Below are 21,068 nucleotides of genomic sequence, written 5' to 3' on the forward strand. Positions count from 1 at the left end.
ATTATCTAATGTAATATACAAAACGCGGCACCTGACTGGATGCCGCGTTTCATTCGTATCAGTGATTAGTTGTACCTCTTCAGCGAATGACTTCTTGATAAAGCCCGTTGCGCTTAATGTATTCATAACAGGAATCTGGCAATAAATACTGCGGTTCCCCTCCCATGGAAAATTCTTCACGAATGTAGGTTGAACTGATTTCCATCGCCAATCCTTTATCCAGCAGTTGAAATCTGCCGTCATCATGATTACGCAAAATCGGTGCATTTGAAATCGTACTTAAAATATCAATTCCGTTTCTGGCCATGACGATAAATTTATTTCGGCTAATTAATTCTTCGGCAAACCGCCATTCTCCCTTGCCTATATCCACCAGCAAATCCGCTCCCATAATGAAATAAAAGTCTACGTCGGGAAAAGTTTTTTTGAAATATTCCATTGTGTAATACGTGTAGTGATTGCCTGGCAAAACATTCAGCTCGTAGTCGTCCAGTATGAATTTATGATTATTGCCAATTGCCAGCTTAAGCATTTCTACGCGATGCTCATTTTGCGTCTGCACTTGCTTATCTGACCGCTTGTTTGAAGAAGGCAGAAAAATAACATAATCTAACTTTTTTCGATGAGCCACCGTAGAGGCAGTCCATAGATGAACATTGGTTACTGGGTCGAAAGAAGAACCGTAAATCCCTATTTTCATGCCTGCTCCAAATGCTTTCCCGATATCTTTCCCGGGATTCAGCTCTTGCAAATGTGCTTTAATTTTTTCTGCCATCTCCATCATAAAAACCGCCTCCTTAAAAATTCCTGCATCAGCTATTCAGCTTCTGAATTTTTTCTTTTTCCTCATAAATATTTCTCATCTTATTGTCCCAGCATTTCTGACTTAAATCTACGGGATACTGTTCGGGATTCATGATACGCTTATATTCATCCCACAGAAGCGTTAAATTATTTTGAGCGTATGCTTGGATATCCTGCAGGGAAGGAGTGGCATACACAAGATTCCCTTCCGTGAAAATGTCTTGATGCAAATTGACAGCTTCAAAATTCGTCACAAACTTCGAGATAAATGTATGCGTTGGATGAAACATCTTTAATTTTTCTTCTGCTTCCGGATCTTCATCTTTCATCGCAATATAATCACCTTCTGCACGGTTGTTCACCATATTTACAATACGATACAAGTTCTTCAGCCCTGGAGTCGTTACTTTCTCCGGATTGCCAGATATTTTAATCGTATCAACCATTTTACCGCTTTCATCCTCAATTGCCGTTAATTTATAAACAGCACCGAGGGCAGGCTGGTCAAATGCAGTGATCACTTTCGTCCCGATACCCCATGCATCAATCTTTGCGCCCTGCGCCTTTAGATTCGTAATCGTTTTTTCGTCTAAATCGTTTGAAGCGATAATCTTGGTTTCCCTAAATCCGGCTTGGTCTAACATTTTTCGAGCTTCTTTAGACAAGTATGCTAAGTCGCCGCTATCTAAACGGATCGCATGAAAATGAATACGGTCTCCGAGTTCTTTCGCTACTCGAATCGCTGCCGGCACACCTGACTGTAACGTATCGTAAGTATCTACTAAAAACGTACAGTCTTTATGACGCCGGGCGTATTTGTGAAATGCTTTATATTCATCTTTATACGCTTGAACCATAGAATGAGCATGCGTTCCAGCGACCGGAATGCCAAACCGCTTACCCGCTCTCACATTACTCGTTGCGGAAAAACCGGCAATATAAGCTGCTCTAGTTCCCCATATCGCCGCATCAAATTCATGGGCACGTCTCGTTCCAAATTCCATAACCGCCTGTTCTCCTGCTGCTTGTTTTATCCGCGCTGCTTTTGTGGCAATGAGTGTTTGGTAGTTTACAATATTCAAGAGAGCTGTCTCTATTAGCTGGGCTTCTGCCAGACTGGCTTCCACCTGCAGTATCGGTTCATTTGCAAAAACCAGTTCCCCTTCTATCATTGACCGGATCGTTCCCGTAAAACGCAGCGTTTGCAAATAGGCCAGGAAATCTTCTTCATAACCCAGTTCTTCACGCAAATAAGCAATATCACTTTCTGTAAAACGATACGCTTTAATAAATTCAATGATTCGTTCCAAACCCGCAAAAATTCCGTAACCAGCACCAAAAGGCAACTCGCGGAAATAAAGCTCAAACACCGCCCGTCTATCATGCATGTGATCTTCCCAGTACGTTTCCGCCATATTGATTTGATACAAATCTGTGTGCAGCGCAAGTCCGTCATCTTGATAGTTCTTAGCCATTTACTTTTCCTCCTTTTTATCTGGTAATGTAATACTTCTTTTACAGCATGATTTCGGTTGATTTCACTAGATGGATGCCATAATTTTTCTGAAGTTCTTTACATGCGCGTTCTGTTGATTCTTCAAATCCTGGAATGGAGCTCATGCAGTCCTCCAGCAAATAAATCTTTGACAGCAATTCAGGTCGCCTCTCGTTATACTCAACAATCTGCAAGACTGATTCTAAGACACAGTGAGATTTTGCTTCCCCGGCAATGATGATTTTGTCGTAAGCGTGCAGTGAGTCTAGAAACGCATAATTCGTCTGCTCTTCCCCCGCATACTCTGGTTTAATGATCCCGTACATTTCGCTCAATGGATCTTGCCCTTTTACGATCTTTTGAATAACCGACTTTCTTGTCATAGAATGAAAGTGAACTATATTCGAAAACTGGCCTTCCAAGGCAGCGCCGTATGTCCCTTCAATACAGTGGTAAGGCCATATTAATAATTGTTTTTTTCCGCGGTGTTCCAAATGAATAATATAATCCAAACTTTCTTTCTGCTTTTCTAAAGCCTTCCATCTTCCGCTTTCTACGTCTTCTCTTGTGATGACCGTAAAAGGAATAGGATGATTTCCCTCTGCATCACTCCACCAACTCGTATGGAATATTTGCTGCAATCCATGTGTATCTAAAGATAAAGCAATTGTTGTAATCTTATCTAAATTTTGATAAAGGAATTTAGTTACACGTTCTATATCCTGATGAGAATTCGGAACACCCAGCTCTCCGTTTTCCATAAAGTCATTTTGAAAATCAATCCCTATGAACAGCACTTTTTCAACGTCCTCATTAAAAGGCGCCAATTTCTCCGCAGCTGCTAATTCTGCCAATTCATTTATCCTTTTCGCACTCACAGTTCCTATTTTAGAGACATCCACTATTTCCTCAAATTTCGTTTTCATCATTTTCTACACACTCCTTTTACTTTATTAACAATTATATATTCGTTAATTGTTTTTCGTGAAAATAAAAGTTATCCTTTTTTATTCGGCATTTCAGACACAGTGGCCAATTTGCAGACATTCCCCTCAGCGCCAAATGGAAGGGGTAATATCTGCCTCAACAAATCGGTATAATTTTGTCGGCCGCTTCGTAGTACTTGTCGGTTCGGCTGTCTTAGGAACTTGATTGCTGTCCAGCGCCTCCGCGATAAAAGGCAGACTGGGTGCTTTTCTGAAAAAACCTGGTTTACTTCTCACAACAGGATCATCAATAATCGCGAGCAGCACTTGGCGCAATTCCTCCAACTTGAATTCATTTGGCAGAAAGTTTTTAACTACTGTCGTTTGAAATACATCTTTCCGTACGGCTTCGAGAGCATCTTGGATGACGTATTGATGGTCAAATGCCAGATCTAATGTAAATACTTCATCTATCGTAAATAATTGAACATCATCGGCATCATCAGCAGCTTTCCTGCTGTCGACTTTTTCATTCGGTACAATTGCGTAATGGGCATTTGATATAATCCACCCGCGTTTATCCCTGCCTAATTTGTCATACACACCATAATGTTCGATATGAATGCCGCTTACACCTGTTTCCTCTTCCAGTTCTCTCTTGGCCGCTTCGTATGCGGTTTCCTCAGGATGAATAAATCCTCCCGGCAAAGCCCATTTGCCGCCTTCGATATTAATTTCACCGTCCGCATCAACACTTGCCCGCTTTATTAACATGAGTGCCAGCGAGTGCACAGAGACTATTTTCTCCTCTCCAGCCAAGTCGTTTGGAACTAACGTGAATATCGCAATATCACTTGTATACCCATCCGGCGTTTTATACTGACTTGAATCATAATTTTTCAGTACTTCTTCTTCTGAAGTAAATTTGGACATTCATTTCATCTCTTTTCTTTTCATTTTAATTAACGATTATCAAACTGTTAATTGAATAATAACGTATATCATGGATGATTGCAAGAGAAACATCGCTATATTTTAAAATATCCCTTAATCGGATAAAAAGGAATTTAGGTCCCATGTAAACTTTTTAAATTAACTATTGATATTACATTATTTTTTGAAAAGGAACACGGAAAGATACCAAGCAACTTCTTGGTTTTGAAATAATATGTACACTTGTGAATATGGTCTGTTGCGATATAGACTTTCACGATTGTTTGTTACATAGCTATTTGCCTCATCAGTCAAATACATCCTTGTTTTTTTTGAATAGACGTGTTAGTCTGACAATTAAATAAAACAGGAGATGAGCAGATGAATAAGGAATGGTCGTTTCAGCCTTTACGATCCCATAGATTAGTGGATGATGTTGTCAATCAATTACAATATAAAATATCCAAAGGCGAGATTCAGCTAGGAGAAAAGCTTCCCCCAGAGCCTAAATTAATGGAACTCTTTGGAGTTGGCCGTTCCACGATCCGGGAAGCGATAAGAGTTCTGGTCCACGCCGGATTGCTGGAAAAAAGGCAAGGTTTCGGAACGTTTTTGAAAACAAACCCAACTATACAAGAACCTCTTACCCATCGGCTCCACCGCGCGGAATTGATGGAGGTATACGAAGCAAGAAAAATGGTGGAGTTGGAGATGGTGCGATTGGCTGCTATTCGTCGCGATGAAGCTGATTTACAGAATATGCGCGAGCATTTGGACATCCGTCATTCTGCACTGCAACATGATGATCGAGAGCTATATACAAAATCAGATATAGAATTTCATATGTCTATAGCCATAGCTTGTAAAAATGGAGTCATAATTGATTTATTTCGTTCATTTTCACAGGAAATGACCCATGCTATGCACATGTTAAATAAAGAGTATCGTTCCCATAATCCGCAATCAGAATATCATGAGAAGCTATATGAAGCGATAAAAGACAAGGATTCAGACCTGGCTGCTACCTACACTAAACTTATTATTGAAGGAACCATTGCTGAATTATAATTTTTTATATACAAACGTCAGATGATATGCTGTTTAAGCTAATGTTTAGGAAATGGAGTGAATATAGTATGGATAAAGTTATCACTTTTGAAGATGTATCATGGAGAAGAAAGGATCAGGACATTTTAAGCGAAATTAATTGGGAAGTGAAGAAGAACGAACATTGGTGTATTTTGGGATTAAATGGTTCGGGAAAGACATCATTATTGAATATCGTCACAGGATATAATTATCCCACTACAGGAAACGTCTCGGTTTTAGGTTTGGAATTCGGGAGGACAAACTTACCTGAGTTAAGGAAAAGAATAGGATATGTCAGTAGTTCGTTTGATAAATTTGCAACTATTTTAGAACGTGAAACGGTGAAGGAAGTCATCGTAAGTGGTAAATTCGCTTCTTTTGGATTGTATGAAAAGGTTGCCGATACCGACTGGGAAAAGGCAGATGTTTTACTCTCTACGCTTCGATTATCCTATTTAAAAGGAAGAATGTTTAATACATTATCTCAAGGAGAAAAAAGAAGAGTGTTAATTGCCCGGGCGCTGATGAGTGATCCTGAAATACTTATATTTGATGAACCATGTACAGGTTTAGATGTGTACTCACGAGAAGAAGTGCTAGACTTGATGAACAAAATCAATGAAAAAAACTGCCATTTACTTTATGTAACCCATCATATCGAGGAGATTACTGATATTATTTCACATGTATTATTAATTCGTGATGGAAAAATAGTTGCTTCGGGCCCCAAAAAAGAAGTCCTGACGGATGAATTATTATCCGAAGCATATAAGATGCCCGTGGCCATTCATTGGGAAGAAAATCGCCCTTGGTTAACGATTAAAAAGTTTACAGCCGGTAAAGTCGAATAATATTTTTTGGTACACAATAGGTAGTAAAAATGAAATACACTATAACCATTTGGAATGAACTGCGTGAAGCCAACATAATTGAGCTTCACACAGTTTGCTATTGTTAGAAATAGTGAAAATTATTTTTTACGCTTCCACATCACTAGCATTGCCGTCGTAATTATCGTAAAAGCCATTAGAGACAGGAAAGGAATCGTGATAAAGTGGAGCCAGTTGATATATTGGCCTGAACACGGCACCCCACTTGTACAAGTGCTGAACTCATGCAGTGAAGGAACTTTTTGCAAGGCATAATGGTAAGCAGAAACCATCATGCCGATTATCGATAGCGGCAGAACATATTGATAAACGTCCCGATCACTCCGATAACAGGCGATTCCTAAAATAATTGTCAGTGGATACATGAGTACACGTTGAAACCAACAAAGGGTACAAGGTATGAAACCCATCTGTTCACTGAAGAATAAACTTCCCCCCATTGCGGTTATGGACGTAATCCATGCAAGTAGAAGGAGCTTATTCACCACTTGAGCCTGCCTTTTCTACCGCTTTAATGAAATCACTCATGCTTGCCCCCTCAAACTGTTTACCATCAATATAGATTGTGGGAGTGGATGTCACGCCGAGTCTATTGGCAGTGGACACGTCTTTCTTAAAAGCTGCTTCCCATTTTCCTTCACTGTAAGCAAGCATGGCTTGTTCCGTTTCCTCAGGACTGGCAACCTCTGCCAAAATATCTTTCATTAATTCATCCGTGAAAAGATTGGTTTGTCCCGTTTTTGTTGTTTGATTATCAAATAATAGTTGATGGAATTCCCAAAATATATCATTGCCAAGTTCTTGATAGACCGTTTCAGCAAATTGAGCCGAGCTCGTTGAATCGGGACCGATGACCGGATAGTTCATAAAATAGAATTTCGCTTTGCCGGTCTTTACCAGTTCCTCATGAATGATGGGAACCATATTGTCATTGAAATCTTGGCAGTGCGGGCATTTATAATCTCCAAATTCCACAATACTGACAGGGGCCGATTCATCCCCCATAAAAGGCTGACCCTCATAATCAATGACAGCCGACTCCTGTTGCACATCATTCAAGACAATAATTCCAATAACCGCTACGGCAATGATGCCAATGAACAAAACTATTTTTTTAGACAAAATCAACACTCCTTAACTATCACTACACAGGGTAGTGTATTATGGTAAAAAATTTACGCAAGCGCGTAAATAAAGAGTCCGCAAATTAGACTGAAAATAATCAATGACGTACATAACACCCTTAATGGAACGCCTAACGGAATATTCCTTGTCGGATTCAAAAGGTACTCAATTCGATAGTTTACAGATGTATCTGCAAAGGAAACGTATGTAAAAGGCATCTTTTTCTGTTTGCCTACTTTCAACATTTTTAATAGGGCACTTCCCAAGTTCACAGTTGTTTCTTGTTGTTTAATGGCATACTCGTCAGCCAAAACCTCTTGAATTATCCTGTATTTTTTATGAAACCACTTTTGAATCGGGATATACCATAAAATCGATGAGCTCAGTGACAGTAAAAATATTTTAAACGGATCCCGACTTTCTTTATGATACTCTTCATGCGAGATCACCGCTTTCAGTTCATCATCCGTCAAAAGATTTAGCAATCCTGTTGTCACAATCACTTTAGGACAGATCAATCCCATCGTAATCGCCATGGGAGAGGGATGCGAGAGAACCATTATGTTCTTCCCATAAGTCCGGTTCACTTCCAATGAAAGCTTCTCCGCCTTGTATAAATGAAATCGTTTTTTCATTTTAGCAGTTTGGACTGCCTGCGAGCCAATTTTCCAAAGTAAACATAGCAGCGTATACAAAACAAGTCCATCAAGCAAGTATTCAAGAGAGGACAGCCCAAAAGCTTTTAACCAGCCATGACAGATCTCAACCAAATTGAATCGGGCATTCCAACCTGCAAACATGGAAATAGCGTATATGGCCATTTGCAGTAAAATAACACCCGATATGATCAGCGAGCCGATAAATATAAAAGATGATTGACGTCTGGACATAAATTACCTACCCTTTTTCAATTCTTCTACTTTTTTTTCAAGTTTCGCAACCAGTTCATCGTCCGCTTCTTCAAGAGCATTTAGCATATGACTGATGACCACATCGCCAAATTCGTCGATGAGCTCGTGGGTCATATCTTTTGATTGGGTATTCAAAAACTCGGCTCTTGTCTGTACCGGCTTATATACGGAAGACCTGCCCTCAGCTCTTTTTTGCAGAATTCCTTTGTCGACCAGCCGATTCATCACCGTCATCACCGTGTTAAAATTGGTGATCTTTTCTCGTTCAAGAGCTTGTTGAACGTCTTTAATGGTCTTCTCCTCACCTTCCCATAGAACATCTATAATCTTTGCTTCCAGAGGACCAAAAAAGCGATTCAATCCATTCTCGTTTATCTTAAACTTTCTAATTTTCATTCGCCATCACCTCACATTACTCATTGTAGTGTAAGATTTTTATCACGTCAATAATGGAGTTTCCGCTGAATAAAAAATGCACATAATCAGCTGGGAAGACCAATCATGTGCATCTGCATTATTTTTATTTGCCTTACTGATTTCCTTGCAATACACCGCTATACCTCTTAAAAGTCGTATTCCTCATCTTTCTTCATACGAATAACCTTCATTGCCTCAACGGTTACTACCGTATCTTCCACTAGTCGTTCCAATCGGAAAAGAACATCATCGTTGACAATTTCTTTGCGCAGGAAGTCTTTTTCTTCAATGAATACATACGTTGGAACGATATGTGCCTTCATATAAGATAAAATAGGTTTTAATTGCTGCTCCACCATCAGATAATGCTTCGGGGTGCCTGCTGTGACGACACTGCTGACGACTTTGTCCCGAAAAGCATTGACCGGCAATAAATCGAAAATGTTTTTAAGTGTTGCAGGAATAGATGCTTGGAATGTCGGTGTTCCGATAATAATCGCATCCGCCGCCATAATCGTCTCTGTAACGTATTTTGTATCTCCTTCATATTCAAAGTAATTTCTCCCGTCACTAAACTGCACGGTGTATTCTGCCAAGTCCAGAAGTGTGACCTCATGCTCAGGATACTTTTCTGATAAAATTTCCACTGTTTTCAGCATCGCGGTTTTCGTCTTTGAACCGACGATAGACCCTGCCAGTGCGACAATCTTCATATGATTCTCTCCTTCCGTTGACTGCCTTCTTTTTACATACCGACCTGAAAAATCGTCTTTATTCTTCTGACTTCACAGCAGTATGTTTTTTAATAGCTGGAATGATGTCATTTCCGATGATTTCGATGTTTTTCATGATTTTTTCAAAAGGTACGCCGCCAAAATCAATTTGTGCCATAAAGCGCTGCATGCCGTACAGTTCATGCTGGTAGAGCAGCTTTTCAATAATCTGATCTTTGCTGCCGACCATCAGGGCATCCCGTGTATCAGGCGCCTGAGCGAATTGCTGTTTTGGGTAACCGCTGCCCCGGATGGCCTGGAATCCTCCGTTAATATGCGGATACATCCCTTGCAGCGCTTCCTTTGTCGTATCTGCAACATAGAACAGGCTGGTTGTGGCAATCGGTAATTCATTCGGATTAAAACCGCTCCGCTCTGCTGCTTCCCGGTAGGCATCGACGGAAGGCTTAAAATTGACGGCCGGCCCGCCTAATGTGGTCAGCATCATGGGAATTCCCATGTATCCTGCTTTAATCGCACTTGCAGGAGGGCCACCGACAGCACGCCAAATAGGCAGAGAGCCATTTTTAGGTTGCGGCAAAATTTGGGCGTTTTGCAGCGGCGCACGGAATTCGCCTTGCCACGTCACATATTCTTCTTCATTGATTTGTTTAAGAAGTTCCAGTTTCTCCTCGAAAATCTCTTCGTAATCTTGCAGGTCAACGCCAAGCAATTGATAGGCACCTACACGGGAACCGCGTCCCGCAACAATTTCTGCACGTCCATCTGAAATTAAGTCGACCGTAGCGAAGTCCTCATACACACGAACAGGATCTGATACGCTCAGTACCGTTGCCGAACTCGTGATTTTTATTTTACTTGTCGCTTGTGCGATGGCACCCAAGACGACGGTATGGGCTTGGGTAGTGAAATAGGTTTGGTGACTTTCCCCAACGCCAAAGACATCAATGCCCGCTTGCTCCGCCAGTTGGCTCACTTCAATCAATTCATTAATCCTGGCTTGCGCGGAAATACGTTCACCTGTCAGCGGATTGGGCATATGATCGCCTAATGAATAGAGTCCAAACTCCATACCTTTTGATAAATCGATACGATATTTTTCCATACTTATTTCTCCTCGCTTTAATTTGATTAGTCAAGTGATAGGGTAAAAAAATTATCTATTCGACAATCTTTTTCTTTCACTGTTTTTTTGTACACGTGACATGAGCGAATACAGGGTTTTTTGTTCATCTTCTGATAAACAATCATCAAAGAACGACGATTGGAATCTCAGCTGTGCATCAAATGCATGATCCAATTTTAGACGTCCTTTTTCTGTCAGCGATATCGTTTTCGTTTTCCAATCCTGCTTGCGTTCAATCAGTCCCTCTTTCTCCAAGCGGGCGAGCATGCGGGAAATCCCCCCCTGCGTCACTGTCGCTTTCTCAGCGAGTTCACTTTGTGTTAACGGCTGATACGTTGATATTTGCATTAACACATCAAATTGCGCGGCCGTTAAATCAAATGGTTTTAAAAAGTCATTGGATAATAAGTTACTTTGATGGGTGAATCTTGAAAGCCTCAGCCAAATTAATGATCCAAGTGTATTTTGTTTCACGGGTCCTTCACTTCCTTTAATTTCTATAATCACTTTACTACTCAATTGATAAAGATGCAAGTTTGCCGCCTGCGACTCTTTTTAAATTGATCTTTACAGAGGAAATGCTTGGAACATTATTCACTACAGCATTCATGCAATTCTTTGCAAATGAGTGTGCTTGAAATTCTATATCAATTGATGACTTCAATCAGCATAAATGAATGATTAAACTTTCGTAATCCCTTCAACGCTATTCCTACACTATGTCTATTACCCTCCCTGCCCGATTCAATACTCACAAAAATTTTCATTTAACTCCACACTTTTTTCACTTCAACAGGTCTTACTTCACAGACTGGCAAGCAAATAAATCACTTAAGAACCGTTTGCAAAGATAGTCCGCTAGCTAATTGGTATAACTGGTATAGTTATCATGTGAAAATATTATAAAGAGGAGAGTTGATAATGGACCTGAAAAAAGTATTGATTGGCAGCGGATTGGCAGCCATCCTTCTATTGGGTGCTTGTGGTAAAACGCAGGATTCCAGTGAGAAAGCAGCTGCTGCGAAACTTGCAGAAACTGAAGTGGCGGAGCAAAAACAAGATGATGCAAACGAAATATCAGGAGCTGAAGAGAAAGCAGAATCTGATGATAAAGAGACAGAAACGACCGACACTCCGGATAGCGGACCTGCGGAAAATATCAATCCTTACATAGAGGAAGAGACAGGCGGCGATGTTGAAGTTGTCTTTACAAATAGCAATCCAAACCTGACGCATGCCTATTCGGATGAAGTCACTCTCTCAATAGATGAGTATCAAATCGTCCATGTCACGAATATGAATGAATCAGCTAAACATAACTTCGATGATGAGGACGAGGGATATGTCATCACTTATAAACTTGGATTTGAAAATCAGTTAGATGAGGACGTCTTCTACAATGCGAGTACGATGATGCTGTCCGATGACGGCACTGAAAATCTGTACATGCGCAGAAGCCTCGTTGACCGGGATGACTGGCTAAAAGGTGATCAGGACAATGCTGGCCGTCAGTATTCTAAAGGCAAGTACACAGGGATGCAGGCGTACACGATGACCAAGCCTCAGTTTGAACGGCTGAAAGCGCCAACATACACTATTGACAGACCGATGCTTGAGGACGACTTTAATAAGAGCCTCGGGAATGAAGCCATCTTCAAGATTCCATTCAACGAAGACGGTGCCGAGAAAGCTTCGAAAAGCTCTGCTCTGTATGCCGATAAAATGGTGACAGATACGATTGCCGATAAGGAACTTTTCTTCTCAAAAGAGGATATCAACGAAACTCAGAAAATCGATGAAGTTTCGGTTACTTTGGAAGGTGTGCAATACGCTGACGTGACACCAACGACTGCCCATGCAGAACGTTTCCGCAATTTCGGTGACGGCCCACTCGTCGCATTGACGGCAAAGTTCCAAGTAGTGAATGACAGCAGCGAGGCTTTTACAAAGTCTCTCGTAGAAGCTCGTTTAATTCTGGATCAAAACCGGGGCACGATGTTATCCGAAGGAATGCTGGAGCCGACACTTTACGGAGATTTACAGCCGGGTGAGTCAGAAGAGTTTCTCACCGTCTTCCTCTTCCGCAAAGATGAGTTCGATTTGTTGAAGGAACTGAAACTCCAATTCGGCCCGCTGGCTGACGAAAATGCAAAAAAATTATTCAAGGAAAAATCGGTGACTTTTGAATTGCCGATGAACTAAGCGCAGCGCGGTGCCTGACAGGGTGCCGCGTTTTATTGTCATCACCCTTCACTTGCAGTACTTAGTGTACCTGTTTTAAGGCTGGTGGTAAGAGAAATGCCTTTACCAGCGCCTCCATATAGTTTATTTCTCCTTTAATTGCGCGAACAGTTCTTTTACTGTTTCGAAACCAACATTGTCGTATTTAGTTAAAGTAGCCAGTTCTTTCGGAAGTTGACCCACCCTTTCAATCTGATCTTCCTGCAGTTGTGCAAAGAGGTTCGGGCTGCTGCCGAATTCCTCTTCAGTCAGCGGAATATTCGCCAGTTGATCGGTAACGAGCACATAGTCTGTCTTATAGAAAAGAACAAGCTTGCCCGGATGCGTCAGTTCCACCTCGCGTCTGGCAGTCTCTTCTTGAATAAAATGCTTCAGCTCTTTGAATAATATCTCATCATTTTCACCACTGAATCCCTTTATATCATGATGCAATCCCTCCAGGTTATTGGGCAGTTCGCTCATAACCCGTACTTCTTGTTCAGCCCCGAGCGTTGTAAGAAAATTCTCCGACTCCTCGAATCTTTGCGGCAGCAGGAAGGCATCCCGAAGAAAGTGCGGTACTTCCAGACTTCGATCTTTATATACGATCGTGCGAACCGATGCAAGACCAGGAAGTGCGCCTTCCAAGGGACCTGAAACTGCTGCTGTCTCGAATTCCTCATTGAGCCCTTTTTGCTGTTGAATATTTGAACGGATCAAGATTTCCATATTCTGCAGTCTCTCTTCCAGTTCGGATACTTCGGTTTCATCGCCCTTCGTTGGTTCGGGATCCTGATAAGCTGGCACTTTCACATCCTGAGGGCAGTATTTCTTCACATACCATCGGACGATCATGTAGATCGCCTCCCAGGAAAGGAGAGCCTCCGAATACCGGAAGTCCCTGGATTCGTGAGCCGCGGAGTTTCCGTTCATTCGAACCTGATGAAATGCATCGAGGACTTCTTTTTCCAGGAGATCCTTCCTCTCCAGCAAATCAATCCGGTCTTTAAGTGCAAGATTATCCTCCACTGACAGCTGTTCGGCAACCATGACCCGCTGCAGAATCGCTTCGACAAATGTCCGTGAGTGCATCAGCATCGTCTGCGGGCTGGCATAAATACTTTTCTCAAGCCCGCTGGCCATTTGCGCCAGTTGTTCAGATATCGGTTCTAAAAAATGATAAAAATACGATGGGTTATTTTCCATGATCTATGATCTCCTCATGCTTGCATGTATTAAATGCTGCAATTGTTTTATTGGAAAGGCTTTGCTATGTATTTTCCCCATTGAACAACCTTCTTAAACAACCTTCTTAAACAACCTTGAAGATCTCCCTTTCAAATATTGCAACACTTCGTTTGGTGCCATACACGGAAGACAAGACCATAACAGGGGAATATGATCCTTGCTCACGCTTCCCCGCAAAATCGTAATTCCTCTTGCTTCACAACCTTGTCTCATCATCGCTAGAAATCCTTCATGATGACCATATTATCCCATTTTACGAGGAACAATAAACGATACCTTCGTCCCCGCATCTTTAACACTTTCAATTTTTAGCCCTTGACCAAATTGACGTTTTAAACGGAGATCTGTGTTCAACAAACCAATGCCCGTATTACGGCCAGCTGTTTTCTTCAATATCCCCGCTGCCTCCGATTTCTCCATACCTATTCCATCATCTTCCACGGAAATTTCAATATGCGTATCAACTTGTGAAATTCGTATCGTTAACTGACCACCTTCAGGACGCTTCATAATGCCATGATGAATAGCGTTTTCGACAAGTGGCTGAATCGTTAGTGAAGGAATAATGACTGATAAATCTTCATCTATCTCCCATATAACACACAAGCGATCTACGAATCTCTCCTTTTCAATCAGTAAATAAGCCTGGATAAGTTCCAATTCATCCTCAAGTGGCACAAGTTCATTCAAATTAGTAAACTTGAATTTCCCGCGTAGTAACTGACTAAATGCTTCTAAAACCTTTTGCATTCTTTCCAAATCAATCTCACTCAATGCCATAATTGTATTCAACGCGTTAAACAGGAAATGCGGCCGAATTTGTGCTTGAAGCCAAGCCGCTTCGATTTGTAGTTTTTCTTGCATTGATTGTTTAACGCTCGTCAACGCCCGGACTCTCGACTTGAATTCCAATGCATCTACGGGTTTCTGGACATAATCATTTGCGCCTGCTAAAAATCCATTTTCAATATCTTTTGGCTGGCTTCTTGCCGTTAATAACAAAATTGGAAGTTCCGTTATTGAAAAACGCTCTCGGATTTTCTTCGTTAAATCATACCCCGACATGTGGGGCATCATCACATCTGAGATAACTAAATCCCATTCTTTTTTGTCTACTAAGACAAGCGCTTCGATACCATTTAAAACTGTTTTCACATTATACTTTTCACCCACAAGCATCGTCTCAATGACTTGCAAATTAATCGGATCATCATCAACAACAAGTATGCGCGGCCGCTCTAAATCAACTGCTACATGCGCTTCAATGGTTGATTCTCCGATATGCGTTTTCTTCTTGTCACTTTCATCACTAAATTCCATTGAAGATTGTATTTGCGAATGCACCTTACTAATCGCTTCAGCATGAGCTAAAGGAATTTGGAAACTAAACGTTGACCCTTCATCTAAAACAGATTGAACTTCTAATGTACTTCCATGGAGTGCAACCAGCTTTTGGCTAATATTTAAGCCTAAGCCGAATCCGCCATCTTCTCTGTTATGTCCCTGTACATAGGGTTCAAAAATATTTTTAAGAACCTCTTTTTCCATCCCGATACCCGTATCAGAAATTGATATTTGCGCTTGTCCTTCTTGAATAAATGCTTGAATCGTAATGTCGCCATGGTTTGTAAATTTAATGGCATTATGGAGCAAGTTAAAAACAATCTGAATGAGCCGTTTTTCATCGGCGATAATTAATGGAAAGTCATTTGGAATTTTATTCACCATTTGAACTGGTTTTCCCTCCACCATATACTCCAGCATATCCACGACACCTAGAGTAACTGCTTGAAGTGAACAAGGCCCAGGCTCCAGTTGTGGATTTCCTTCCTTTAAATGGGTCATATCCAGCAATTCATTAACCATCACTGACATTCGGCGGCTGACCGATATAACTGCTTCTAAATCTTTAACACTCCTTCCTTGTAATGTGGACTGTTCTCTTTCAAGAATTGCTTCGGACATATTTAAAATACTATGTAAGGGATTCCTTAATTCATGGGACGTATTTGCCAAAAATTCGTCTTTTACTTTATCCGCCCGTTGAAGTTCTTTTGCAAACTGATTCGTCTCAAGATGCAGTTGATGGTATTGCTTAAACCAAACACCCGCGAAACAAATCACTGCAATAATTAGATCGAATGGGTAATAAACTACTTTTAAGCCTGTATTCAACGAATATGCCCACCAACCGATATGACTCGCTAAAGCCACACTTGACAGCGCTAACCAAATCCCGCCGCTATATTCTTTCTTTGAAATAAGTAGAGCCAATGCGGTAATAGCCGCCGATAAAATCACGTACGATAAACTAAACGTCGAAGCAAAATCCAGTGATTCTAGCGGTAAAATCATAACAACTACAATAACGCCTATACTAACGGCCGTGTAGATCGGTAAAAATGGTTTGAATAATGATTGAATTTGTGGCTTCACACAATGGACCATCGCCAAACCGAAAATAATTAACATAGAAAATGACAGTTTAAATGAACCTGTGTAATCCATCTCGATATAGTGAAATAGTATTTTTTCATCGCCGCCCATAATATTGGAGATCGAACTTGCAATTAACGCTAATGCGAAGTAAAGAAGGCGACGATCTCGAATGCCTATTACAAATAATATACAAGCAAATAATGCATGAACGACAAAAATAACTGCGGTAATCACTTGAAGCAGAGTCGATAGTTTTACATCTGCCAAAATATTCTTCTCGTAACCAAATTTTATCGAACGAACGAGCCCGCTTGAACGTGGATCCTCAAAGTTTGTTGCTTGTAAAACAATCTCGATAACTCCCTCTTCATCTGCCCGGATAGAAGACGATGAGTAGGGAACATTTAATGCATGAGCATCTTCTTTGTTGTCCGCAACTTCTCCCGATTCCCCCGAAAATAACCCATTAATATATAGAGCAGAGGAGCTACGGACACTTGGAACCTGTATCCCGTAAGTTTGATCTTGATCGGGCGCAACTAAAATTCGTAGGTGATAAGAGCCGTATCCATATGGACTTTGATTTTCTGGATTCAATACTTCCGACCAATCTCCCGGTGTATTTATATAACGCTCTGCCACGTCATTGCTTGCCAATGATGCAGTTGTAATATGTTCATAGGGGAAAAACTCCCACTCACCATTCAATGATATTACTTTTCTATCCGAAAAATCCCACTCACGTAAATCAAGCTCCCCACGCTCAATAATTGGCTGTTCTCCCGTTTCGTTAAATGTTTTAATCCACTGTAATCGAAAACCTGTTAGTAATAACGCAAATAAAAGGACAACAATAATCATTAATCCTATGCGCCGTTTTTTTGTGAGTGTCGCCAATTGAATTCACCTCTTTTAATAAAAATAGTCGTCTGCTAATCTATATAGAATCTTAACTTCTATGATTAACGGGTGAATTTCATAATTAACGGTTGTAGAATTGTAGCTATTCGCTCCACCACACGATGGATTAATGAATAGATCATGGCACCATAATCTGATTCTCTCGGGTCACCTTTCCGGTCTGTTATGTTTGTATCGTAACTTACATTATACAGGATTTCGGGAGGCACTCTATTTTTTATGTCACTAATTGAATTCGTAAATATCCCCTATTTATGCGATAATAGTAGAACTAGCGTTTCTATCATTGAAATAAAAGAGGTGTCCTCATGAAACCCGTCATCCTAGCCGAAAAACCATCCCAGGCCAAAGCCTACGCCGACGCATTCACTTCCCGAAAACACGACGGCTATATCGAAATCAGTCCTTGCCCGACGTTCCCTGAAGGGGCTTTTTTGACATGGGGCATCGGACACCTCGTCGAATTAAAAGAGCCGCACACCTATAATCCTTCCTGGAAACGCTGGACGCTCGGCAGCTTGCCTATTTTGCCGGAGCGCTATGAGTTTCAAGTGGCGAAGGATAAGTATAAGCAGTTTCAGATTGTGAAGAAGTTGATTCGTGGGGCTTCGACCGTGATTAATGGCTGCGATGTTGACCGCGAAGGCTCGAATATTTTTTATTCCATTTACTATATGACCGGCGCGCGCAATCAGATGATCAAGCGTCTTTGGATTAATTCACTTGAGGCGGATGAGGTGCGGAAAGGGTTTGAGAATCTTCGGGATAATGAGAAGGATCTGCAGCTGTATGAGGAAGCGAAAGCACGGCAGATCAGTGACTGGCTCGTCGGGATGAACGGTTCACGGCTTTATACGCTGTTATTAAAAGCAAAAGGCATCCAGCAGGTATTTCCGATTGGACGTGTGCAGTCGCCGACGGTTTATTTGATTTATCAGCGCGAGCGTGAGATTGAGACATTTGTTTCGGAACCGTTTTTTGAAGCGGAAGCGATCTTTACCGCAGCAAATGGGACGTATAAAGGAAAAGCAAAACTGAAAGAACCGAAACGTGAATTGATTGCGGACGCGCTCAACAGCCGCGGTATTACGAAGCGCACGCCCGGCATCATCACGGAGCTGACGAATACGGATAAGCGCATGCCGCCACCGCAACTGCACTCTTTGTCGACATTGCAGGCAACTGCGAACCGCAGATGGAAAGCGAGCCCTGCCACTGTACTGAAAACGATGCAGACGCTTTATGAGAAGAAACTCGTGTCTTATCCGCGGACCGACACGCGTCATATCACGCCGAGCGAATTCAACTATCTCGCAGCTTCTGTGGAAAAGTATCAGGAGCTGATCGGCCAGTCTTTTGAAATTGCCTCACGCATACCCAAAAAGCGCTATGTAGACAGTTCAAAAGTGCAGGAACACTATGCCATCATTCCGACGAAAAAACTGCCGACAGCTGCTGCGATTGCTAAACTGTCTCCGCTTGAACGGAATTTATACGAAGAAGTGGTTCGGACGGCGCTTGCAATGTTCCACCGCGACTATGCGTATACTGAAACGAAAGTGACAACAGACGTCAGGGGCCTGCCGTTCTTCACGACAGGAAAAACCGAGCGTGATAAGGGTTGGAAAGAGCTTTTTGCTGTGCCGAAAAAGGCCAAAGACACAGAAGAACCCGTCCTGCCGCCTCTCGAGCAAAATGAAACGGTGCAAAGTGAGATTGGTATTAAAGAAGGCGCAACCCAGCCGCCCAAACCTTACACAGAAGGTCAGTTAATTGCGATGATGAAAACTTGCGGAAAGCTCGTCGAAGATCAGGGCGAAACCGATATACTAAAAGAAATTGAAGGTCTCGGCACGGAAGCCACGCGAAGCGGAATCATCGAGACGATTAAAAAGCATGGCTATATTTCGGTGACGAAAAACATCGTATCCATCACGGACAAAGGCCGCGTTTTATGTCAGGCCATTGAAGGAAGTCTGCTTGCAAGCCCTTCGATGACAGCAAAATGGGAAACTTATTTGAAAAAAATCGGCAATGGCGAAGGAACGGGACAGCATTTTCTGGGCAGTGTGGCTAAATTCATAGAAAAGCTGCTCGAAGACGTCCCGGCACAGCTGGAACAGCAGAAAATTGATATTGTTCTGCCGCCTTCTCCTTCCACCCGCAAAGGTTCCTATACACCGACAGAAGTGGCTCCCTGTCCTAAGTGCGGAAACGGAACTATTGTCGCGCGAAAATCTTTCTACGGCTGCAGCAACTATAAATCTGGCTGCAAGCAGACCTTCCCGGGCATCTTCTTAAAGAAGAAACTAACCGTGCCGCAAGTAAAACTGCTGTGTACAAAAGGAAAGACGAATGTAATTAAAGGATTCACTTCGGCTGACGGCAAGAAGTTTGATGCTTCATTGGAATTGAAGGAAGGGAAATTAGAGTTGGTGTTTGTATAATGTGAAAGGAACTGTTCAGAAAGTCAGAAATGATTTTCTGAACAGTTTTTTTGTAGTTATAGATTCGATACCCTAAACCAATGCAGAAACTACTCACTTACTATTTTGACATTTCTTCTCTAGCACTGTAAGTTTAACTGGAAATAGAATACAATGGATATATTGGAATACGTTTTGAAAGAAGGGAATCTAGTTGATTCGTGCAATCCTGGTAGATGATGAGCCATTAGCGTTACAGTTGCTCTCACGTAAACTTCAAGTTTTTGAGGATGTGGAGGTAGTGCATACCTTCTCTAACCCGCTTTTTTTACTGGAAAAAGTGCAAGACCTTTCATTTAATATCGCATTTTTGGACATCGAAATGCCGGGGATCAATGGGATTGATTTAGCTGAGCAAATTTTAACCTATCATCCTTCGGTGCATATCGTGTTCGTTTCGGCTTACCGGGATTATGCAGTGCAAGCATTTGAACTGAATTCCATTGACTATATTTTAAAACCTATAACTGACGATCGTTTAAAGAAAACCATTTCACGTATACAACAGCAGCTCTCCTCTTCGCCCAGTCAGCAGCTAAGCCCTATTGAACCGTTGCGTATAAAGTGTTTCTCCGAGTTCGTGGTTTTTTCGGACCATCAGCCGATTAAGTGGAAGACGGCTAAAGTAAAAGAATTATTTGCATTTCTCATCACACACCACCGGACATTTATCAATCGAGATGTTTTGATTGATACCCTTTGGCCCGATACTGATTACGATAAAGCTAAAATTCAATTGCATACAACACTTTCCCATTTACGTAAGACACTTCAAAAGACAGGCCATCCTAAAGTCATCACCTTTGCCAATCAAGGATATTGTTTAGAGCTTCCAAACTTTCAATGTGATGCCATTCATTTAGAACGTTTACTTATTGAACATACCAAAGTATCCCGGGACAATATTGATCTTTTTGAAGAAGCTGTACATCAATACACTGGGGATTATTTGGAACAGGAAGGCTACGAGTGGGCTCTGATTCATTCCGCGAACCTTCGTCAGCAAATGCTTCAATTAATGAGTCAGATCGTCTATTACTATGAGGGAATCGGCGATGGGGCACGTAAACAACTTTATCTTAATCGTTTGTTTCAGTTGGATCCATACTCTGAGCAAGCTTTGCAACAGTTACTGGAACACTATATACAAATTGAAAATCGAACAGAAGCTATAAAGGTTTATCATGAATTTAAAGAGCGGATTGCAGAGGAGTTGGGGATCTCGCCCAGCCACTCTACAAACGCGCTATATAATCAAATTCTGCTTAGCGATCAGTTGTAAGAAGGAAGAAAACTGTGAAGTT

At 41.5% G+C, this 21,068-nt stretch carries 19 protein-coding genes; 5 read left to right on the top strand and 14 right to left on the bottom strand.

Translation table 11 applies throughout. The annotated features are described in order from the left end of the window. Nucleotides 1-79: 79 nt before the first annotated feature. From nadD to NCCP2331_RS13110, 4 genes are all read right to left on the bottom strand, one after another. The gene (gene nadD / locus NCCP2331_RS13095) at nucleotides 80-700 is read right to left on the bottom strand and encodes a nicotinate (nicotinamide) nucleotide adenylyltransferase (protein WP_376776825.1); all 621 of its coding nucleotides are present in this window, start codon (nucleotides 698-700) and stop codon (nucleotides 80-82) included. 112 nt (nucleotides 701-812) lie between these two features. Continuing rightward, nucleotides 813-2,279 carry a nicotinate phosphoribosyltransferase gene (locus NCCP2331_RS13100; protein ID WP_153723306.1) on the bottom strand — a complete coding sequence of 489 codons (1,467 nt, stop codon included), beginning with the start codon at nucleotides 2,277-2,279 and terminating at the stop codon, nucleotides 813-815. Between the two features lie 40 nt (nucleotides 2,280-2,319). Next, the gene (locus NCCP2331_RS13105) at nucleotides 2,320-3,228 is read right to left on the bottom strand and encodes a cysteine hydrolase family protein (protein WP_228551139.1); all 909 of its coding nucleotides are present in this window, start codon (nucleotides 3,226-3,228) and stop codon (nucleotides 2,320-2,322) included. 123 nt (nucleotides 3,229-3,351) lie between these two features. Further along, the gene (locus tag NCCP2331_RS13110) at nucleotides 3,352-4,158 is read right to left on the bottom strand and encodes an NUDIX domain-containing protein (RefSeq protein WP_153723305.1); all 807 of its coding nucleotides are present in this window, start codon (nucleotides 4,156-4,158) and stop codon (nucleotides 3,352-3,354) included. Between the two features lie 381 nt (nucleotides 4,159-4,539). On the opposite strand from NCCP2331_RS13110, the gene NCCP2331_RS13115 reads away from it, so the two are divergent. Together NCCP2331_RS13115 and NCCP2331_RS13120 are read left to right on the top strand one after the other, a co-directional pair. Beyond that, nucleotides 4,540-5,226, top strand: a complete 687-nt coding sequence (locus tag NCCP2331_RS13115) for a FadR/GntR family transcriptional regulator (protein WP_251671248.1) — start codon at nucleotides 4,540-4,542, stop codon at nucleotides 5,224-5,226. A gap of 68 nt (nucleotides 5,227-5,294) precedes the next feature. After that, on the top strand, nucleotides 5,295-6,098 hold the full coding sequence (locus tag NCCP2331_RS13120; RefSeq protein ID WP_251671250.1) for an ABC transporter ATP-binding protein: 804 nt from the start codon (nucleotides 5,295-5,297) through the stop codon (nucleotides 6,096-6,098). Nucleotides 6,099-6,217: 119 nt separating this feature from the next. Here NCCP2331_RS13120 and NCCP2331_RS13125 read toward each other — a convergent pair whose 3' ends face one another. The 7 genes from NCCP2331_RS13125 to NCCP2331_RS13155 all read right to left on the bottom strand — a co-directional run bounded on the left by NCCP2331_RS13125 (nucleotide 6,218) and on the right by NCCP2331_RS13155 (nucleotide 10,924). Then, complete coding sequence (locus NCCP2331_RS13125) at nucleotides 6,218-6,622, bottom strand: disulfide oxidoreductase (RefSeq protein WP_153723341.1); 405 nt, start codon at nucleotides 6,620-6,622, stop codon at nucleotides 6,218-6,220. After that, nucleotides 6,615-7,259 carry a DsbA family protein gene (locus tag NCCP2331_RS13130; RefSeq protein ID WP_153723302.1) on the bottom strand — a complete coding sequence of 215 codons (645 nt, stop codon included), beginning with the start codon at nucleotides 7,257-7,259 and terminating at the stop codon, nucleotides 6,615-6,617. The genes NCCP2331_RS13125 and NCCP2331_RS13130 overlap by 8 nt, the downstream gene beginning before the upstream one ends. Nucleotides 7,260-7,312: 53 nt before the next feature. Further along, nucleotides 7,313-8,152 carry a M56 family metallopeptidase gene (locus tag NCCP2331_RS13135; protein WP_153723301.1) on the bottom strand — a complete coding sequence of 280 codons (840 nt, stop codon included), beginning with the start codon at nucleotides 8,150-8,152 and terminating at the stop codon, nucleotides 7,313-7,315. A gap of 3 nt (nucleotides 8,153-8,155) precedes the next feature. Continuing rightward, on the bottom strand, nucleotides 8,156-8,569 hold the full coding sequence (locus tag NCCP2331_RS13140; RefSeq protein ID WP_153723300.1) for a BlaI/MecI/CopY family transcriptional regulator: 414 nt from the start codon (nucleotides 8,567-8,569) through the stop codon (nucleotides 8,156-8,158). Between the two features lie 167 nt (nucleotides 8,570-8,736). Further along, entirely contained in the window at nucleotides 8,737-9,303 is a 567-nt protein-coding gene (locus NCCP2331_RS13145) for an NADPH-dependent FMN reductase (protein ID WP_251671252.1), read from the bottom strand. Between the two features lie 58 nt (nucleotides 9,304-9,361). After that, on the bottom strand, nucleotides 9,362-10,429 hold the full coding sequence (locus tag NCCP2331_RS13150; protein ID WP_251671254.1) for an LLM class flavin-dependent oxidoreductase: 1,068 nt from the start codon (nucleotides 10,427-10,429) through the stop codon (nucleotides 9,362-9,364). A 51-nt stretch (nucleotides 10,430-10,480) separates the two neighbouring features. Next, complete coding sequence (locus NCCP2331_RS13155) at nucleotides 10,481-10,924, bottom strand: MarR family winged helix-turn-helix transcriptional regulator (RefSeq protein ID WP_251671256.1); 444 nt, start codon at nucleotides 10,922-10,924, stop codon at nucleotides 10,481-10,483. Nucleotides 10,925-11,371: 447 nt separating this feature from the next. Here NCCP2331_RS13155 and NCCP2331_RS13160 point away from each other — a divergent pair, with 447 nt between their 5' ends. Next, nucleotides 11,372-12,652, top strand: coding sequence for a DUF5068 domain-containing protein (locus NCCP2331_RS13160; RefSeq protein WP_251671258.1), 1,281 nt, complete (start codon nucleotides 11,372-11,374; stop codon nucleotides 12,650-12,652). A gap of 123 nt (nucleotides 12,653-12,775) precedes the next feature. On the opposite strand, the gene NCCP2331_RS13165 is transcribed toward NCCP2331_RS13160, so the two are convergent. From NCCP2331_RS13165 to NCCP2331_RS13175, 3 genes are all read right to left on the bottom strand, one after another. Further along, the gene (locus NCCP2331_RS13165) at nucleotides 12,776-13,876 is read right to left on the bottom strand and encodes a DUF4145 domain-containing protein (RefSeq protein WP_251671260.1); all 1,101 of its coding nucleotides are present in this window, start codon (nucleotides 13,874-13,876) and stop codon (nucleotides 12,776-12,778) included. Nucleotides 13,877-13,969: 93 nt separating this feature from the next. Next, on the bottom strand, nucleotides 13,970-14,134 hold the full coding sequence (locus NCCP2331_RS13170; protein ID WP_376776824.1) for a transposase: 165 nt from the start codon (nucleotides 14,132-14,134) through the stop codon (nucleotides 13,970-13,972). Between the two features lie 27 nt (nucleotides 14,135-14,161). Further along, complete coding sequence (locus tag NCCP2331_RS13175; RefSeq protein ID WP_251671262.1) at nucleotides 14,162-17,254, bottom strand: hybrid sensor histidine kinase/response regulator; 3,093 nt, start codon at nucleotides 17,252-17,254, stop codon at nucleotides 14,162-14,164. 332 nt (nucleotides 17,255-17,586) lie between these two features. Between NCCP2331_RS13175 and NCCP2331_RS13180 the strand changes: the two genes are divergently transcribed. Together NCCP2331_RS13180 and NCCP2331_RS13185 are read left to right on the top strand one after the other, a co-directional pair. Then, entirely contained in the window at nucleotides 17,587-19,725 is a 2,139-nt protein-coding gene (locus tag NCCP2331_RS13180) for a type IA DNA topoisomerase (protein WP_251671264.1), read from the top strand. A gap of 193 nt (nucleotides 19,726-19,918) precedes the next feature. Next, nucleotides 19,919-21,046: a response regulator gene (locus NCCP2331_RS13185; protein WP_251671266.1), complete on the top strand. Its 1,128-nt coding sequence runs from the start codon at nucleotides 19,919-19,921 to the stop codon at nucleotides 21,044-21,046. The last annotated feature ends 22 nt before the right edge of the window (nucleotides 21,047-21,068 follow it).

Source organism: Sporosarcina sp. NCCP-2331 (assembly GCF_023707945.1).
In the GTDB taxonomy this organism is placed as follows: domain Bacteria; phylum Bacillota; class Bacilli; order Bacillales_A; family Planococcaceae; genus Sporosarcina; species Sporosarcina cascadiensis.

Coding starts and splice junctions, on each gene's coding strand:
- NCCP2331_RS13180 (WP_251671264.1), top strand. CDS start 17,587: ATGAAACCCGTCATCCTAGCCGAAAAACCATCCCAGGCCAAAGCCTAC.
- NCCP2331_RS13115 (WP_251671248.1), top strand. CDS start 4,540: ATGAATAAGGAATGGTCGTTTCAGCCTTTACGATCCCATAGATTAGTG.
- NCCP2331_RS13135 (WP_153723301.1), bottom strand. CDS start 8,152: ATGTCCAGACGTCAATCATCTTTTATATTTATCGGCTCGCTGATCATA.
- NCCP2331_RS13165 (WP_251671260.1), bottom strand. CDS start 13,876: ATGGAAAATAACCCATCGTATTTTTATCATTTTTTAGAACCGATATCT.
- NCCP2331_RS13160 (WP_251671258.1), top strand. CDS start 11,372: ATGGACCTGAAAAAAGTATTGATTGGCAGCGGATTGGCAGCCATCCTT.
- nadD (WP_376776825.1), bottom strand. CDS start 700: ATGAAAATAGGGATTTACGGTTCTTCTTTCGACCCAGTAACCAATGTT.
- NCCP2331_RS13105 (WP_228551139.1), bottom strand. CDS start 3,228: ATGATGAAAACGAAATTTGAGGAAATAGTGGATGTCTCTAAAATAGGA.
- NCCP2331_RS13110 (WP_153723305.1), bottom strand. CDS start 4,158: ATGTCCAAATTTACTTCAGAAGAAGAAGTACTGAAAAATTATGATTCA.
- NCCP2331_RS13140 (WP_153723300.1), bottom strand. CDS start 8,569: ATGAAAATTAGAAAGTTTAAGATAAACGAGAATGGATTGAATCGCTTT.
- NCCP2331_RS13120 (WP_251671250.1), top strand. CDS start 5,295: ATGGATAAAGTTATCACTTTTGAAGATGTATCATGGAGAAGAAAGGAT.
- NCCP2331_RS13100 (WP_153723306.1), bottom strand. CDS start 2,279: ATGGCTAAGAACTATCAAGATGACGGACTTGCGCTGCACACAGATTTG.
- NCCP2331_RS13150 (WP_251671254.1), bottom strand. CDS start 10,429: ATGGAAAAATATCGTATCGATTTATCAAAAGGTATGGAGTTTGGACTC.
- NCCP2331_RS13170 (WP_376776824.1), bottom strand. CDS start 14,134: ATGATGAGACAAGGTTGTGAAGCAAGAGGAATTACGATTTTGCGGGGA.
- NCCP2331_RS13145 (WP_251671252.1), bottom strand. CDS start 9,303: ATGAAGATTGTCGCACTGGCAGGGTCTATCGTCGGTTCAAAGACGAAA.